The organism is Kribbella sp. NPDC056951 (assembly GCF_042674205.1).
Classification (GTDB): Bacteria; Actinomycetota; Actinomycetes; order Propionibacteriales; family Kribbellaceae; genus Kribbella; species Kribbella yunnanensis.
The window spans coordinates 754,668-767,232 of record NZ_JBHUQZ010000001.1 but is presented as its reverse complement, the minus strand read 5'-3'; the positions used below and the strand labels follow the sequence as shown (position 1 = coordinate 767,232).

Sequence of the window (12,565 nt, the reverse complement as noted above, 5' to 3'; positions counted from 1 at the left end):
TCCGCGCCGGGTCCACGCCGTCAGATCGCGGAAGGGCGGTCCACCTGCCAGTAGTGCAAGCCCACCTGGTCGAAGCGTGACTCCAGTGCTTCCAGACCGGACGCGACCTTGAATGCACGTTCTGCCTCGGTGATCGGCAGCAGCCAGAGGAAGTCGACATGCCGGTCGCCCACGTGGCAGGTCTGTAGGTCGGGGCCGAACGGGTACGGCAGGCAGATCAGGAGGTGGTCACAGGCCGATCCGGGTAGCCACGGCTCGCCGATCGGCACGGTGTGGCCGAGGCCGAGCTTGCCGCCCTGGTGGTAGTAGGTGGTCGCAGCGAGCAGCTCGACTGCACGTGGGTCTTCGGCTTCGGTGCAGAGGACGAACTCCAGGCCGCGGTCCGCATCCTCCGTCGCCGCCCACCCACCGATCGACACGTAGGTCCACAACCCGCCACGCTCCTTCGGCGGCACCCGGAGAACCCGGAAATGCGGATTCTGACCGAGGATCGGCCCGGCGCTCCACGTGAACGCCTCCATCTCCTGCCCACCGAAGAACCGCCGTACATGCTCCTCGAGCGCGCCACAAACGTCGTCGCACGGCGGAAAGTCAGCCATCCCCGGAGTCTAGTCCACCGCCTTATTTACAAGGGGATTCATGTGCGGCCAGCCATTGCTGCAGGATGGCGAAGTCTTCGTCGGTGAGGCCGCGGGTTGGATCGACTTTGTGGAGGAGTACGGGTTCTGGGTGGTTGGCGTGGACCCAGTCGCGGTCGGTGTTGGTGATTTCGTCGTCCAGCCAGATGAAGGGGCGCGCGGCGGCTTGGCGGACGAGGGTGGGGGTCTTCCAGTGCAGGCCGACGGGCTCGTCTCCGGTTGAGCGGGGCCAGGTGACGACCGGGAGGTCGGCGAGGCCGAGTCTTGGCGAGACGCAGTCGTTTGCGTCGTCCATCCAGGTGGTCGCCCAGACGAGTTCGCAGCCGAGGCCGGCCAAGCGGGGGCCGTGTGCTGGGTTGACGCGATCGAGGAGCGGGTTCATGTCGTCGTACGGCGGGTAGGCCGGGTACGGCTGCGTGGCCCCGAAGGGGATGAGCGGACCGTCGACATCGAGGAAGAGCAGCGTGAGCGACACCCGGGCACGATAGCGGGTCGGGGGTAGCTTGCTGGGATGAGTTTTCGGTTGGCGGCGTACGGCGTTTGTCTCGATGGTGGGCGGGTTTTGCTGGCTCGGTATGTGTCGCCGGTGGGTGATGGGAGTTGGTGGACTTTGCCGGGTGGGCAGGTCGAGTTCGGGGAGGACCCGGTTGATGCGGTGGTGCGGGAGCTTGAGGAGGAGACCGGGTTGGTGGGGGTGGTGGAGGAGTTGCTGGGGGTGGACTCTCGGGTGATTCCGGCGCACGAGGCGAAGCGCGGGGTGCCGCATCAGAACGTGGGGGTGTTTTACGGAGTGCGGGTTGTTGGTGGCGTGATGCGACCGGAGGCCAATGGGGAGACGGCGGAGGCGGTGTGGACTCCGGTTGCGGAGATCTCCGAGTTGGACCGGTCAGCTGTGGTTGATGTGGGGGTGGGGTTGGTGACTCAGCGGCCGGCTAGTGGGCATCTGCCGCCGGTGGTGGTTGGTGGGCTGGTACGGCACTGAGGCGATTCTTCAAGGCAGCAAGGTGATTGGGGGTTAGGCCGGCTGCCCGGAGGTAGGCAACGACTCCGCCGTGGTTGAGGTCCACGTGGGTCAGGAGGGCGCGCATGGTGGCGGCCTCGGCTGGGAATTGTGGTGGCGCCGTGGCGTAGTCGGCGGCTATGGCTTCGGCCGGTACGTCGATTGCTGCGAGGGTGAGGGCGGTTACCAGGCCGGTGCGATCGCGGCCGGCGTGGCAGGCGACTAGGACTGGGCCTGGTGGGGCTTCGGCGATTGCGGTGAGGGCGGTGGCGAAGCGGTGGGGGTAGTTGTCGATGAGGGTGCGGTACTGGACTAGGAGATCGTCTGAGTCGATGGCGGGGTCGGCGGGGTCGTTCAGGGGGATGTTGAGCCAGCGGGGGTCGGCTCGGTAGGGAGAGGGGAAGGCCTCGGTCTCCCAGACGTCGCGGAGGTCGATGATGCGGCTGATGCCGACGGCGGCGAAGGCGGCGTGGCCTTTGGGGGTTAGTTGGTCGAGGTTGTCGCTGCGGATGAGGCCGCCGAGGTCGCGGGAGTTGTGGCAGTTGGGCCAGGTGAGGGGCGTCGGCATGGGGACGATCATCGACGACGGACCCCCTCGGTGCACGAGGCACCGAGGGGTTCGGTAGAGAGTCAGGCGGCGGCTGTGGCTTCGGTTAGTTGGTCTGCGGTGGGTTGGAGTTGGGGGCTGGCCAGGGTGAGGAAGACGTTGGCTAGTGAGAAGAGGGCGGCTACTAGGAGGCCGCGTTCGAAGCCTGCTTCCAGGGCGTGTTGTTGGGTGGCGCCGTGGGTTAGTTCGGCGGTGGTGTGGCTGATGGAGAGGGTGGTGACGATGGCTAGGCCTAGTGCGCCGCCTACTTGGTACATGGCGTTGACTACGCCGGAGGCTGCGCCGGCTTCAGCGTGTTGTACTTCGGAGACTGCGGTGATTTGGCCGGGGACTCCGACGCCGATGATGCCGAAGCCGAAGAGGATGAGGCCGGGTAGGAGCTGGGTGGTGTAGCTGCCGGTTGCGTCGGCTTGGGAGAGCCAGAGCAGCGCACCGACGCTGAGGACGGCTCCTGCTAGTTGGACGGTCCGGGTGCCGATTCGCTGCACCAGCTGGGAGGCCAGTACGGCGCCGACGATCGCGGCGCCGCCCATGGGCAGGAAGTGCACGCCTGCCTCTAGCGCGCTGTCGCCTCGGACCTGCTGCAGGTAGATGGCAGTCAGGAAGAACATGGAGAGGAATGCAGCGCCGTTGAGCGAGAGCGATGCGCCGGACACGCTCAGCGCTCGCGAGCGGAAGAGCCGCATCGGGACGAGCGGTGCTGCGGACCGCCGTTCGACGATGACGAAGGCGACCATCAGGATCACTCCGGCAGTCAGTACGCCGATGACCTCGGCAGAGCCCCAGCCCTGCGGTTCCGACCGCACAACGCCGTACACGATCGCCATGAGTCCCGACGTACCGAGGACGGCGCCCAGGGTGTCGAAGGTGCGTGCACCAACGTGGTGACGGACGTCCGGCACGAACACTGGGATCAGCGCGACCAGTGCGATCACGATCGGTACGTTGACGAAGAAGACCCACTGCCAGCTGAGTGCATCGACCAGTACGCCGCCCGCGACCACGCCGAGCGTGCCACCGAGACCGGCCAGGCCGCCCCAGACGCCCATGGCGATGTTGCGCTCGCGGCCGTGCGCGAAGGTCATGGTGAGGATCGCCAGCGCCGCGGGTGACAGCAGTGCGCCGCCAAGACCTTGTACGGCGCGGGCTCCGATCAGGAACTCGGGTGAATTGGCGAGGCCGGCCACCAGCGAGGTGATGCCGAACAGCACCAGACCGCCGACGAACACCCGGCGGGCGCCGAGGAGGTCGGCCATCCGGCCGCCGAGGAGCAAGAAGCCGCCGAAGAGCAGGGTGTAGGCGTTGATCACCCACTGCAGGGAGTCGGCGGAGAAGTTCAGGTCCGCCTGGATGTCGGGCAGCGCGACGTTCACGATCGTCACGTCGAGTACCACGATGAATTGGGCGAGAGCCAGCACCGCCAGGGTGGCCCAGGGACTGCGTCGCATTCCGACCTCACTAAGTCTACGCCGTATGTATACGCTGTATGCGTACGCAGTAGACGTTAGGTCTACGGTGTAAACTTGTCAACGTGATCACCAAGGAGACGCCCCGCCGCCTGGATCCGCAGAAGGTTGTCGACAGCGCACTGGCCATCGCCGACGACGAGGGGCCGGCGGCCGTCACGCTGCGGCGGCTGGCTCAGCTGCACGGTGTGACGCCGATGGCGCTGTACCGGCACTTCAAGGACAAGGACGACCTGCTGGCCGCCCTGGGTGACCGCCTGCTCGCCAGCGTCGTGCTGCCCGAGCCGACCGACGAGCGCTGGGATGTGCAGCTGCACAAGCTGCTGACGGCCTTCGTGGCCGCATTGCGCACCCACCCGCGACTGGCTGACCTGACGCTCCCGCGGATCCTGCGCATCGAGCCCGGGCTGAACTTCGCGGAGCGGGCGCTGGAGCTCCTCACCGAGGGCGGGTTCTCCACCGACGATGCCGCCGAGATCGGCCGCCAGTCGATCTGCACACTGATCGCACTGGTGTCCACCGATCCGATGACCCGGGAGGCGACTGACCCGGTCGAGCGCGAGGATTCCTTGCGGATGAAGCGGGCAGCGCTCTCCGCGTTGCCGCCCCGCAAATACCCGCTGGTGACAGCTTCGGCCGACACCCTGGTCTGCTCGAGCTCAAACGACCGGTACTACGGTCTCGGGATCGACCTGGTTGTTGCCGGCATCTGCGGCGTACAGAACAAGGAGTAACGCTTTGGCCCTCAGCGTCCTGACCTATCTGGAGATGCACAGCCCGGAGGAGCTCCGGCCGGCGAAAGAACAGCCAGTAGAGGTCAGAGCGGTCGAGGAGGTCTCACCGGAGTTCGCCCGCTACCTCTACACCGCAGTGGGCGGACACTGGCACTGGATCGGCAAACTCGGCTGGAACTGGGACCAGTGGGTGGAGTGGCTGAGCAGGCCCGGTTTCGAGACCTACGTGCCCTGGGTCGGCGGAGTACCGGCCGGGTACGTCGCCCTGCGCGGAGTGGGCAGTGAAGTCGAGATCGAGAACTTCGGCCTGCTGCGGAGCTTCATCGGCCGCGGACTCGGCGGACACCTGCTCACAGTCGGCCTCCGACAGGCGTGGACGCTGGACGAGCGCCACGAGGACGTCGCCCCGATCACACGCGTCTGGGTGAACACGAACACCCTGGACGGACCGGCCGCGCTGGCGAACTACCAGGCGCGCGGACTGACGCCGTACCAGACAGTGGAGGAGGAGCGGCCGGACGCCGACGGTACGGCGCCTGGACCGTGGCCCGGCTGGGACGGACCGCCCGGCGTGGTGCGGGAGGTACCGGCGGGCTGACGGCGCTACGCTCGCCAACGGAGTGATACCAATCCAGGTGGAGGTATACCGATGGCGGCGAAGTTCGAGCTCTACAAGGACAAGTCCGGCGAGTTCCGGTTCCGGCTGAAGGCCGGCAACGGCGAGGTCATCGCGACCAGCAGCGAAAGCTACGAGACCAAGGCCGGCGCACTGAACGGCATCGAGTCGATCAAGAAGAACGCGGCCGACGCGAACCTCGACGACCAGACCGACTGAAACGTCAAGAAAACAAGGGGGTTTCTCCACAGCCTGTGGAGAAACCCCCTGCTTGTTCTACAGGCCGACCTCGTGGATGACCGGCCGGACCTCGACACCGAGGCCCTCGATCCCGGCATCCGGAATCATCGCGGCCAGCTCCTGCGCGCGCTCCAGGCTGGCGACGTCGATCAGGTAGTAGCCGGCCAGGAATTCCTTCGCCTCCAGGAACGGCCCGTCCGTCACGGCCGGCACGCCGTCGCGGACCTTCACGACCGAGCTCTTGGCCGGCTCGGCCAGGGCGACCGTGCTGTGGAACTCGCCGGACTCCTGGATCGTCGCCATGAACTTCTCGTGCCCGGAGAAGATGGCCTGCTGCTCGGACTCGCTCAGCGCGGACAGCACGTCCGGATTGATGTTCAGGACCACTAGGTACTTCACGGGTGTCTCCTTCAGCTACGGACCCGGCCCGGGCCCTCTCGGTGATGAGTACGGAGCCGACCGCACCACTTTGACATCGCGATAGCGTCACCCCATGGCTGAGCTGAGTCTCACAGACGTCCAGGCCGCCGCGGGCCGGATCGCAGGCGTCGCACACCGTACGCCGGTGCTCACGTCCCGGACCCTGGATGAGCGGGCCGGGGCGCAGGTGTTCCTGAAGGCGGAGAACTTCCAGCGGATCGGGGCCTTCAAGTTCCGCGGCGCTTTCAACGCCATCAGCCGACTCTCGCCAGATGAGTTGTCAAGAGGCGTCACCGCCTACTCATCGGGGAACCACGCCCAGGCGGTGGCTCTGGCGGCTCAACTCGTGGGCAGCAAGGCGGCAATCCTGATGCCGGCTGACGCGCCGCCGACGAAGGTCGCAGCCGCCAAGGGGTACGGCGCGGAGGTCGTCAGCTATGACCGCTATACGCAGGACCGGGCCGCCCTGGCCACGGAGCTGGCCAGGGACCGCGGGATGACGCTGATCCCGCCGTACGACCACTACGACGTGATGGCCGGGCAGGGGACGGTTGCGCTCGAGCTGATCGAGGAGGTCGGCCAGCTCGGCGCGCTGCTGGTTCCGGTCGGCGGTGGCGGGCTGATGGCCGGCTGCGCGACCGCGGCCACGGCGCTGTCGCCGGGGATCCGGATGATCGGTGTCGAGCCGGCCGCCGGCGACGACCACGCCCGATCCTTGGCAGCCGGGGAGCGGGTGACGATCGACGTACCGCGGACGATTGCCGACGGTCAGGCGATCGCGACGCCGGGCGAGCTGACGTTCACGATCAACCGGCGGTTGGTGGGGGCCTTCGCACTCGTCACCGACGAGGAGATCCTGGCCGCGATGACGTTCGCGTTCGAACGGCTGAAGATCGTCCTCGAGCCGAGTGGGGCGAGCGCGTTGGCGGCCCTGCTGGCCGGGCGGATCCAAGGGCTGCCCGAGCGCGTCGGAGTGGTGCTGAGCGGCGGGAACGTCGGCCTCGAGCGCTTCCAGGCACTGCTCGCACAAGGCTGAATTCGCAAGGAACTCAGCCGGACCTGAGTACGCACTGTGCTCGTTGTCACAGACAGCGACTATAAAGTGTGACCCAGCTCACATCGAAGCTCTCATTTGGCGCCTCCGGCACGCTCAGACGCGCTCAGGACACCAGATGTTCACCAAGACTCATTGATCCGTCAGAGAGGCTCTGAGGGCCTTTTGAGAGGGTCTCTGTCGATCTGAGGGTTTGCGTCGTGATCGTTCTGTTATACAGTCGTCGGCGGTTCGGTAAACAACACGAACTGCACAGGTGTCACGCCGAGCTCTGCCAGGCACCTGCGCTCCCCTCGAACAACCAATGGCAGAGGTGGGGGACCCAGGAGGTTGGGGCCCGACCGTGAGTGGTCGGATCCCTGGGGTGAAGTCCACGGGAGTGGACCGGGCAAGATTTCCCAGCCCGAACCCGACAGCTAACTCCGTAGGCGTCGGGAGACAACCATGCCCGTCACTGCCCGACGGACGTCGCTTTCGCGCGCCGTCAGCCATACCGAGTCCGCCGCCATTCGGACTCTCCCGAAGCACCGCAAGCCTTCCCGGTCCGCAGCTCCGCGGGCCGCGGCCGCCGTACTGTCCGTGGGTCTCGCCGTCAGCGGCGGCGCCCTGGTCAGCATCGCCGCCGCTCCGACCACCGCCTCGGCCAAGGCCCTGAGCCCGGCCCAGGTCCGCGGTCACGCCACGATCAAGAGCCGCCCGCTGCTCCGCAAGGGTGACTCCGGCCCGACCGTGAAGTTCGTCCAGCGCGCCCTGCGGCTGGGTCCGGACGGCTACTTCGGCAACACCACCGTGGTGGCCCTGAAGAAGTTCCAGCTGTCCTGGGGGATCAAGGTCAGCGGCACCACCGACCACGCGACCTGGGGTCGCCTCACCTGGGCCGCGAAGCACAAGGTGCTCTACGGCAACAAGGGTGGCGTCAAGGCCGACATGTTCCGGGCCAAGGTGCTCCGCGAGGCCGCGAAGCTCAAGGGCACGCCGTACCGCTACGGCGGCACGTCGAAGCGCGGCTTCGACTGCTCCGGCTACACCGGCTTCGTGTACCGCGCGGCCGGCAAGAAGATGCCGCGCACCTCGCGTCAGCAGTACGCCGCGACGAAGCACATCAGCCGCGCGGCCGCCAAGCCGGGTGACCTGGTCTTCTTCAAGAACGGTGGCGGCAGCGTCTACCACGTCGGCGTCTACGCCGGTGGCAACCTGCTCTGGCACGCGTCGAAGCCGGGTACCCGGATCGGCAAGGGCAAGATCTGGACCAAGAGCGTGGCCTTCGGCCGCGTCTGACCTGACTGTCAGGTCCTCCCCCGTCAGCGCGCCCTCCCCCCGGGCGCTCTGACCCGAGACCGGCCGCGGGATCGTCGACCCCCACCCCTCCGACGATCCCCCGGCCGGTTTCTCTTTGTTGCTAGTCGTCCGTGAGCAATCCGGCCTCATAGGCGATGATCGCGGCCTGGACCCGGTTGGTCGCGGCCAGCTTCACCAGCAGCCGGGAGACGTGCGCCTTCACCGTGGCCTCGCTCATGAACAGCTTCTTGCCGATATCGGCGTTCGGCAGCCCGCTGCCGACCTCGACCAGCACCTCGCGCTCCCGCTCGGTGAGCTTGCTGACCCGCTCCTGCCCGACCCGGCGCCGATCGGCGCGGGAGTCCTTGGCGTAGTGGCCGATCAGGCGCCGGGTCACCGCCGGCGACAGCATCGCGTCCCCGGCCGCAACGACCTTGATTGCCTGCACCAACTCGCGCGGAGGCGTGTCCTTCAACAGGAACCCGCTCGCCCCGGCCTGCAGCGCCCGGAAGACATAGTCATCCAGGTCGAACGTCGTCAGTACGACGACCTTCGGCGGATCCGGCAGCGCCTGAACCGCACGAGTCGCGGCCAACCCGTCGAGCCGCGGCATCCGGATGTCCATCAGGACGACGTCCGGCCGGTGCTTGGTCACCATCGCGGCGGCATCGGCGCCGTCATCGGCCTCGGCCACCACCTCGAGCTCACCATCGGACTCGAGGATCATCTTCAACCCAGCCCGAACCAGCGCCTCGTCGTCCACGATCAGCAGCCGTGTCATCGCTCCCCTTCACCCAGTGGTGAGACCTTGTCCACCTCAACCGGTGAGACAGTCTGGCCGCTCGGCCACGGCAACCAGCCTTCGACCCGCCAGCCGCCGTCCGCTGTCGGACCGGTCGCCAGCCGGCCGCCAACCAGTACGACGCGCTCGCGCAGACCGACCAAACCGGCCCCGGCACCTGGGAGCAGTGAATCAGCCGCGACCGGCCGAATGTTCGTCACCCTCACCGTCACACCTTCGCCCCGCCCGCCGGATACCAGTACTTCGGTCGAGGCGCCGCGGGCGTGCTTGTGCACATTCGTCAACGACTCCTGGACGATCCGGTAGATGGTCCGCCCGATCGACAGCGGCACGTCGGCCGCCAGCGTGATCTCGCTGGTCACCGTCACCCCGGCCGCCCGCGAGTCGGCCACCAACCGCTCCAGATCAGCAGCCTGCGGTACCGGTGCCAGGTCGGCCCCGGCCACGCTGGTGTCAGACCGCAGTACGCCTAGGACCTCGCGCAGATCCTCCATCGCCTGCCGAGCCGTCTCCCGGATCAGCCGGGCCGAGCCCTCGATCTTCTCCGGACCGACCGCCGGGTTCACCTCCAACCCACCGGCATGCAACGCGATCAGCGAAACCTTGTGAGCCAGTACGTCGTGCATCTCCTGCGCGATGCGAGCCCGCTCACCCAGCCGGGCCTGCTCGGCGCGCAACTCGCGCTCGGCCTCGGCCCGCTCAGCCCGGTCTTGCCACGAGGCGACGAGATCCCGGCGAGCCCCGACGAACGCTCCGATGGCGACCCAGGTCCCGATCATGAACGGGCCGGTGAACACCGAGACCCAGAACGCCTCGCCGGACACACCGCTGTTGAGCACCAGAGCGACGTACCCGAGGAAAGTCAGGATCGCGAGGACCAGGTCGCGGCGGCGGATCGCCAGCGTCAGCAAGGCCAGACCGAGCGGGACGAAGATGCCGCCGACGGCCATCGCGGCAATGCCGATCAGCGTGACCGTGACCGTGAATCGGCGGCGCCAGAGCAGCGCCACCGACGCGACGACGCCCGCGCCGAGGACGAGCCAGTCGTTGATCTCTGCGCCTTCGTCGCCGGCACTCGCCTGCAGGACGACGGTCAGCAAGCCGAAGAACAAATAGAGAAAGTCGCGGATGCGCGGGGCATGCGTGCGCCACCAGGCGTACCACCGGCGCAGACGTCGCATTCACCCAGCGTAGTGGGGAGGCCTCAGGGAAGCCCTCCCCCATGTGGTTAGGTTCCTGACCCCGGAGCCCAGACTTTGGTAGGGGGTGTTTGCAGCCGGACGTCCGATGTGGCGAAGGGGGTCCGGACGGTTGACTCGTTGTCATGATCACCGTCGAGAACCTGACCAAGCGCTACGGCAGCACCACGGCTGTCCAGGATGTGTCCTTCACCGTCCAGCCCGGGAGCATCACCGGCTTCCTCGGCCCGAACGGCGCCGGCAAGTCCACCACGCTGCGGATGCTGACCGGGCTCACCCCGCCGTCGTCCGGTACCGCGACCATCACCGGCAAGCGGTACGCCGAGCTGCCGAACCCTGGTCGGGTTGTCGGAGTCATGCTGGACGCCGCCGCACAGCACGCCGGCCGCACCGGCCGCGAGACGCTGGCCCTGAACGCGAGCCTGCTCGGTGTCCCGAAGAACCGCGCGGACGAGATGCTCGAGGCGGTCGGCCTCGCCCACGCCGCGAAGCGCCGCGTCGGTCAGTACTCACTCGGCATGCGGCAGCGGCTCGGGATCGCGAACGCGCTGCTCGGCGACCCCGCCGTACTGATCCTCGACGAGCCGGCGAACGGTATGGACCCCGAGGGCATCCGCTGGATGCGCGGGCTGCTCCAGGACTTCGCCTCCCGCGGCGGCACCGTGATCCTGTCCAGCCACCTGCTCGGTGAGGTCCAGGCGACCGTCGACCGGCTGGTCGTCATCGGCGGCGGCCGGATCGTCGCCAACGGTTCGCTCGACGAACTGCTGGCCGGGACCGGAACGCTGGTCCGCGGCCTCGACCCGATCGGCCTGAACCAGGCGCTGACCGCAGCCGGCCTGACCGTCGAGCCGCTGCACGACGGCTCGCTGCGGGTCGACGCCACCGCCGAGCAGGTCGGACGCGCCGCCGCGTCCGCCGGGCAGATCCTGCTCGAACTCCGCCAGAGCGACGGCGCCGGCCTGGAGGACCTGTTCTTCCAGCTGACCGCCACCCCCGCGGCCGCCTGATCACCTTCTCCTAAGACTCCTGGAGCACATCACCATGACCACTCTGACCGAAGCCGCGCCGGCCGCCCCGGCCAAGCACAAGGCCGCAGCCGGTACGACGCTGCCGCCCGCGCGCGGCCAGTCCTTCCTGAAGCTCGTCACGATCGAGCTCCGCAAGTCCGTGAACACCCGCAGCGGCCGGTTCCTGATCGCCGGCATCCTGCTGATCGCGCTGGCCGCGATGACCTGGCAGATCACCCACCTGCCCGAGGGCGCCGCCGGTTTCGACGGGTTCCTCGGTGCCGGATCGACCGGCGCGATGCTGATCCTGCCGGTCATCGGCGTGATGGCGATGACCTCGGAGTGGACGCAGCGGACCGCGCTGACCACCTTCACGCTGTCGCCGCGCCGGGTCCGGGTCCAGCTGGCGAAGTTCGCCTCCGCGATCGTCCTGAGCGCGGTCGTGATGACCGCGGTCGTGATCCTCGCCTTCGGCGCCACCGCGCTGGCAGGCGCAGTCACCGACCACAGCACGTCGTACGCCGGTGTGGGCGGGCAGCTCGCCGGTTCCTACCTGACCATGGCGCTGAACGTCGTGATGGGTGCCGCCTTCGGTGCGGTGATCGCCCAGACCGCGGTCGCGATCCTGGTCTTCTTCATCGCTCCGACGGCCTGGGCACTGGCCGGGCCGGCACTGTTCAAGGACAACGCCAACTGGCTGGACGTCTTCTCCGCCTTCGGCCGGATCGCCGAGCGTGATCTGCACGGAATGCTGCCGGAGACCCTGACCGCGATCGGCGTCTGGGTGGTCCTGCCGACCATCGTCGGACTGTGGCTTAGCTCACGCCGCGAGGTCAAATAACACCGAAGAACGCGGCGGGGTGGACCGGTCTGAGGGGTCCGGGCCACCCCGCCGGCACGGTGATCGGACCTCTTCGGCGTCCGCCCAGGGGGCCGGTGCGTGTGTCGATCCCCAGCTCCGGGTATCCTTGAACCACGATTACTGACGACTGATCCGTGGGCGCCACGCAGCGTACCCGGTTGACTTGTGCGAGGGGGTCGACGCTATGGGGCGCGGCCGTGCAAAGGCCAAGCAGACGAAGGTCGCACGCGACCTGAAGTACCGCACCTGGGACACCGACCTGGACCAGCTCAAACGAGAGCTGGCCGGCGGAGACCAGAGCGGCACCGCTTCTGCGAACGGTGACAACGACGGCGACGACAGCGACGCCGACGACTACCATCCCCGTCGGTAAACATCAGCCCGGCTGAGCTGCTCAGCGCCCCCACGGGTGCCTGAGTAGTTCTCCGTGTGTCCGACGTAGTTCCACTACACCAGCACCACGCGGTGATGTTGTGCTGCTCAAGCCGGCGGGCCGAGGCAGCACACCGCACCACCTGGGGCGACCGCTCGGTGGACGTGTGCGCGCAAGCACTCACCGCGCCCGGCTCAGGCCGGTCGCGGTTCTTGTGCGTCTACCTCTGACCGCGCTCGGCTAGTCCGAGCGCGGTTTTCGGGGTG

General features: G+C 67.8%; 16 protein-coding genes and 1 riboswitch. Of the genes, 9 read left to right on the top strand and 7 right to left on the bottom strand.

All coding sequences use genetic code 11. The annotated features are described in order from the left end of the window. Positions 1 to 20: 20 nt before the first annotated feature. Positions 21 to 599 (bottom strand): suppressor of fused domain protein, encoded by a 579-nt coding sequence (locus tag ACFTSF_RS03665; protein WP_380152312.1) that lies wholly within the window; start codon positions 597 to 599, stop codon positions 21 to 23. A gap of 22 nt (positions 600 to 621) precedes the next feature. Continuing rightward, positions 622 to 1,113 carry an HAD domain-containing protein gene (locus ACFTSF_RS03660; RefSeq protein ID WP_380152311.1) on the bottom strand — a complete coding sequence of 164 codons (492 nt, stop codon included), beginning with the start codon at positions 1,111 to 1,113 and terminating at the stop codon, positions 622 to 624. 36 nt (positions 1,114 to 1,149) lie between these two features. Here ACFTSF_RS03660 and ACFTSF_RS03655 point away from each other — a divergent pair, with 36 nt between their 5' ends. Then, positions 1,150 to 1,620, top strand: a complete 471-nt coding sequence (locus ACFTSF_RS03655; RefSeq protein ID WP_380152310.1) for an NUDIX hydrolase — start codon at positions 1,150 to 1,152, stop codon at positions 1,618 to 1,620. On the opposite strand, the gene ACFTSF_RS03650 is transcribed toward ACFTSF_RS03655, so the two are convergent. Then, positions 1,571 to 2,206, bottom strand: coding sequence for a tyrosine-protein phosphatase (locus tag ACFTSF_RS03650; RefSeq protein ID WP_380152309.1), 636 nt, complete (start codon positions 2,204 to 2,206; stop codon positions 1,571 to 1,573). The two genes, ACFTSF_RS03655 and ACFTSF_RS03650, sit on opposite strands and share 50 nt — an antisense overlap. A gap of 62 nt (positions 2,207 to 2,268) precedes the next feature. Beyond that, positions 2,269 to 3,693: an MFS transporter gene (locus ACFTSF_RS03645; RefSeq protein ID WP_380152307.1), complete on the bottom strand. Its 1,425-nt coding sequence runs from the start codon at positions 3,691 to 3,693 to the stop codon at positions 2,269 to 2,271. Between the two features lie 83 nt (positions 3,694 to 3,776). Between ACFTSF_RS03645 and ACFTSF_RS03640 the strand changes: the two genes are divergently transcribed. From ACFTSF_RS03640 to ACFTSF_RS03630, 3 genes are read left to right on the top strand one after another with little or no spacing between them, the layout of a single operon-like run. Next, positions 3,777 to 4,445, top strand: a complete 669-nt coding sequence (locus ACFTSF_RS03640) for a TetR/AcrR family transcriptional regulator (protein ID WP_380152306.1) — start codon at positions 3,777 to 3,779, stop codon at positions 4,443 to 4,445. A gap of 4 nt (positions 4,446 to 4,449) precedes the next feature. Then, positions 4,450 to 5,043 (top strand): GNAT family N-acetyltransferase, encoded by a 594-nt coding sequence (locus tag ACFTSF_RS03635; protein WP_380152305.1) that lies wholly within the window; start codon positions 4,450 to 4,452, stop codon positions 5,041 to 5,043. 51 nt (positions 5,044 to 5,094) lie between these two features. Beyond that, positions 5,095 to 5,280 (top strand): YegP family protein, encoded by a 186-nt coding sequence (locus ACFTSF_RS03630; RefSeq protein WP_344153093.1) that lies wholly within the window; start codon positions 5,095 to 5,097, stop codon positions 5,278 to 5,280. 57 nt (positions 5,281 to 5,337) lie between these two features. On the opposite strand, the gene ACFTSF_RS03625 is transcribed toward ACFTSF_RS03630, so the two are convergent. Further along, positions 5,338 to 5,700, bottom strand: coding sequence for a YciI family protein (locus tag ACFTSF_RS03625; RefSeq protein WP_344153090.1), 363 nt, complete (start codon positions 5,698 to 5,700; stop codon positions 5,338 to 5,340). A gap of 94 nt (positions 5,701 to 5,794) precedes the next feature. On the opposite strand from ACFTSF_RS03625, the gene ACFTSF_RS03620 reads away from it, so the two are divergent. Continuing rightward, a complete protein-coding gene (locus ACFTSF_RS03620; RefSeq protein ID WP_380152304.1) occupies positions 5,795 to 6,757 on the top strand; it encodes a pyridoxal-phosphate dependent enzyme in 963 nt (320 codons plus the stop codon). A gap of 270 nt (positions 6,758 to 7,027) precedes the next feature. Beyond that, positions 7,028 to 7,220, top strand: a riboswitch (cyclic di-AMP (ydaO/yuaA leader). Next, complete coding sequence (locus ACFTSF_RS03615) at positions 7,220 to 8,053, top strand: C40 family peptidase (protein ID WP_380152303.1); 834 nt, start codon at positions 7,220 to 7,222, stop codon at positions 8,051 to 8,053. (Overlaps the previous riboswitch by 1 nt.) A gap of 121 nt (positions 8,054 to 8,174) precedes the next feature. On the opposite strand, the gene ACFTSF_RS03610 is transcribed toward ACFTSF_RS03615, so the two are convergent. Then, positions 8,175 to 8,834 carry a response regulator transcription factor gene (locus tag ACFTSF_RS03610; RefSeq protein WP_344153082.1) on the bottom strand — a complete coding sequence of 220 codons (660 nt, stop codon included), beginning with the start codon at positions 8,832 to 8,834 and terminating at the stop codon, positions 8,175 to 8,177. Next, positions 8,831 to 10,036, bottom strand: a complete 1,206-nt coding sequence (locus tag ACFTSF_RS03605; RefSeq protein ID WP_344153079.1) for a histidine kinase — start codon at positions 10,034 to 10,036, stop codon at positions 8,831 to 8,833. The genes ACFTSF_RS03610 and ACFTSF_RS03605 overlap by 4 nt, the downstream gene beginning before the upstream one ends. A gap of 143 nt (positions 10,037 to 10,179) precedes the next feature. Between ACFTSF_RS03605 and ACFTSF_RS03600 the strand changes: the two genes are divergently transcribed. From ACFTSF_RS03600 to ACFTSF_RS03590, 3 genes are all read left to right on the top strand, one after another. Further along, the gene (locus tag ACFTSF_RS03600; RefSeq protein WP_344153076.1) at positions 10,180 to 11,064 is read left to right on the top strand and encodes an ABC transporter ATP-binding protein; all 885 of its coding nucleotides are present in this window, start codon (positions 10,180 to 10,182) and stop codon (positions 11,062 to 11,064) included. A gap of 34 nt (positions 11,065 to 11,098) precedes the next feature. After that, complete coding sequence (locus ACFTSF_RS03595) at positions 11,099 to 11,905, top strand: ABC transporter permease (protein ID WP_380152301.1); 807 nt, start codon at positions 11,099 to 11,101, stop codon at positions 11,903 to 11,905. 205 nt (positions 11,906 to 12,110) lie between these two features. Next, positions 12,111 to 12,299 carry a DUF3073 domain-containing protein gene (locus ACFTSF_RS03590; RefSeq protein WP_344153070.1) on the top strand — a complete coding sequence of 63 codons (189 nt, stop codon included), beginning with the start codon at positions 12,111 to 12,113 and terminating at the stop codon, positions 12,297 to 12,299. Positions 12,300 to 12,565 lie beyond the last annotated feature (266 nt).

Bases quoted from the DNA above. Each gene is read 5' to 3' on its own strand.
- ACFTSF_RS03665 (WP_380152312.1), bottom strand. From the start codon at position 599: ATGGCTGACTTTCCGCCGTGCGACGACGTTTGTGGCGCGCTCGAGGAG.
- ACFTSF_RS03655 (WP_380152310.1), top strand. From the start codon at position 1,150: ATGAGTTTTCGGTTGGCGGCGTACGGCGTTTGTCTCGATGGTGGGCGG.
- ACFTSF_RS03650 (WP_380152309.1), bottom strand. From the start codon at position 2,206: ATGCCGACGCCCCTCACCTGGCCCAACTGCCACAACTCCCGCGACCTC.
- ACFTSF_RS03645 (WP_380152307.1), bottom strand. From the start codon at position 3,693: ATGCGACGCAGTCCCTGGGCCACCCTGGCGGTGCTGGCTCTCGCCCAA.
- ACFTSF_RS03630 (WP_344153093.1), top strand. From the start codon at position 5,095: ATGGCGGCGAAGTTCGAGCTCTACAAGGACAAGTCCGGCGAGTTCCGG.
- ACFTSF_RS03620 (WP_380152304.1), top strand. From the start codon at position 5,795: ATGGCTGAGCTGAGTCTCACAGACGTCCAGGCCGCCGCGGGCCGGATC.
- ACFTSF_RS03615 (WP_380152303.1), top strand. From the start codon at position 7,220: ATGCCCGTCACTGCCCGACGGACGTCGCTTTCGCGCGCCGTCAGCCAT.
- ACFTSF_RS03610 (WP_344153082.1), bottom strand. From the start codon at position 8,834: ATGACACGGCTGCTGATCGTGGACGACGAGGCGCTGGTTCGGGCTGGG.
- ACFTSF_RS03605 (WP_344153079.1), bottom strand. From the start codon at position 10,036: ATGCGACGTCTGCGCCGGTGGTACGCCTGGTGGCGCACGCATGCCCCG.
- ACFTSF_RS03600 (WP_344153076.1), top strand. From the start codon at position 10,180: ATGATCACCGTCGAGAACCTGACCAAGCGCTACGGCAGCACCACGGCT.
- ACFTSF_RS03595 (WP_380152301.1), top strand. From the start codon at position 11,099: ATGACCACTCTGACCGAAGCCGCGCCGGCCGCCCCGGCCAAGCACAAG.
- ACFTSF_RS03590 (WP_344153070.1), top strand. From the start codon at position 12,111: ATGGGGCGCGGCCGTGCAAAGGCCAAGCAGACGAAGGTCGCACGCGAC.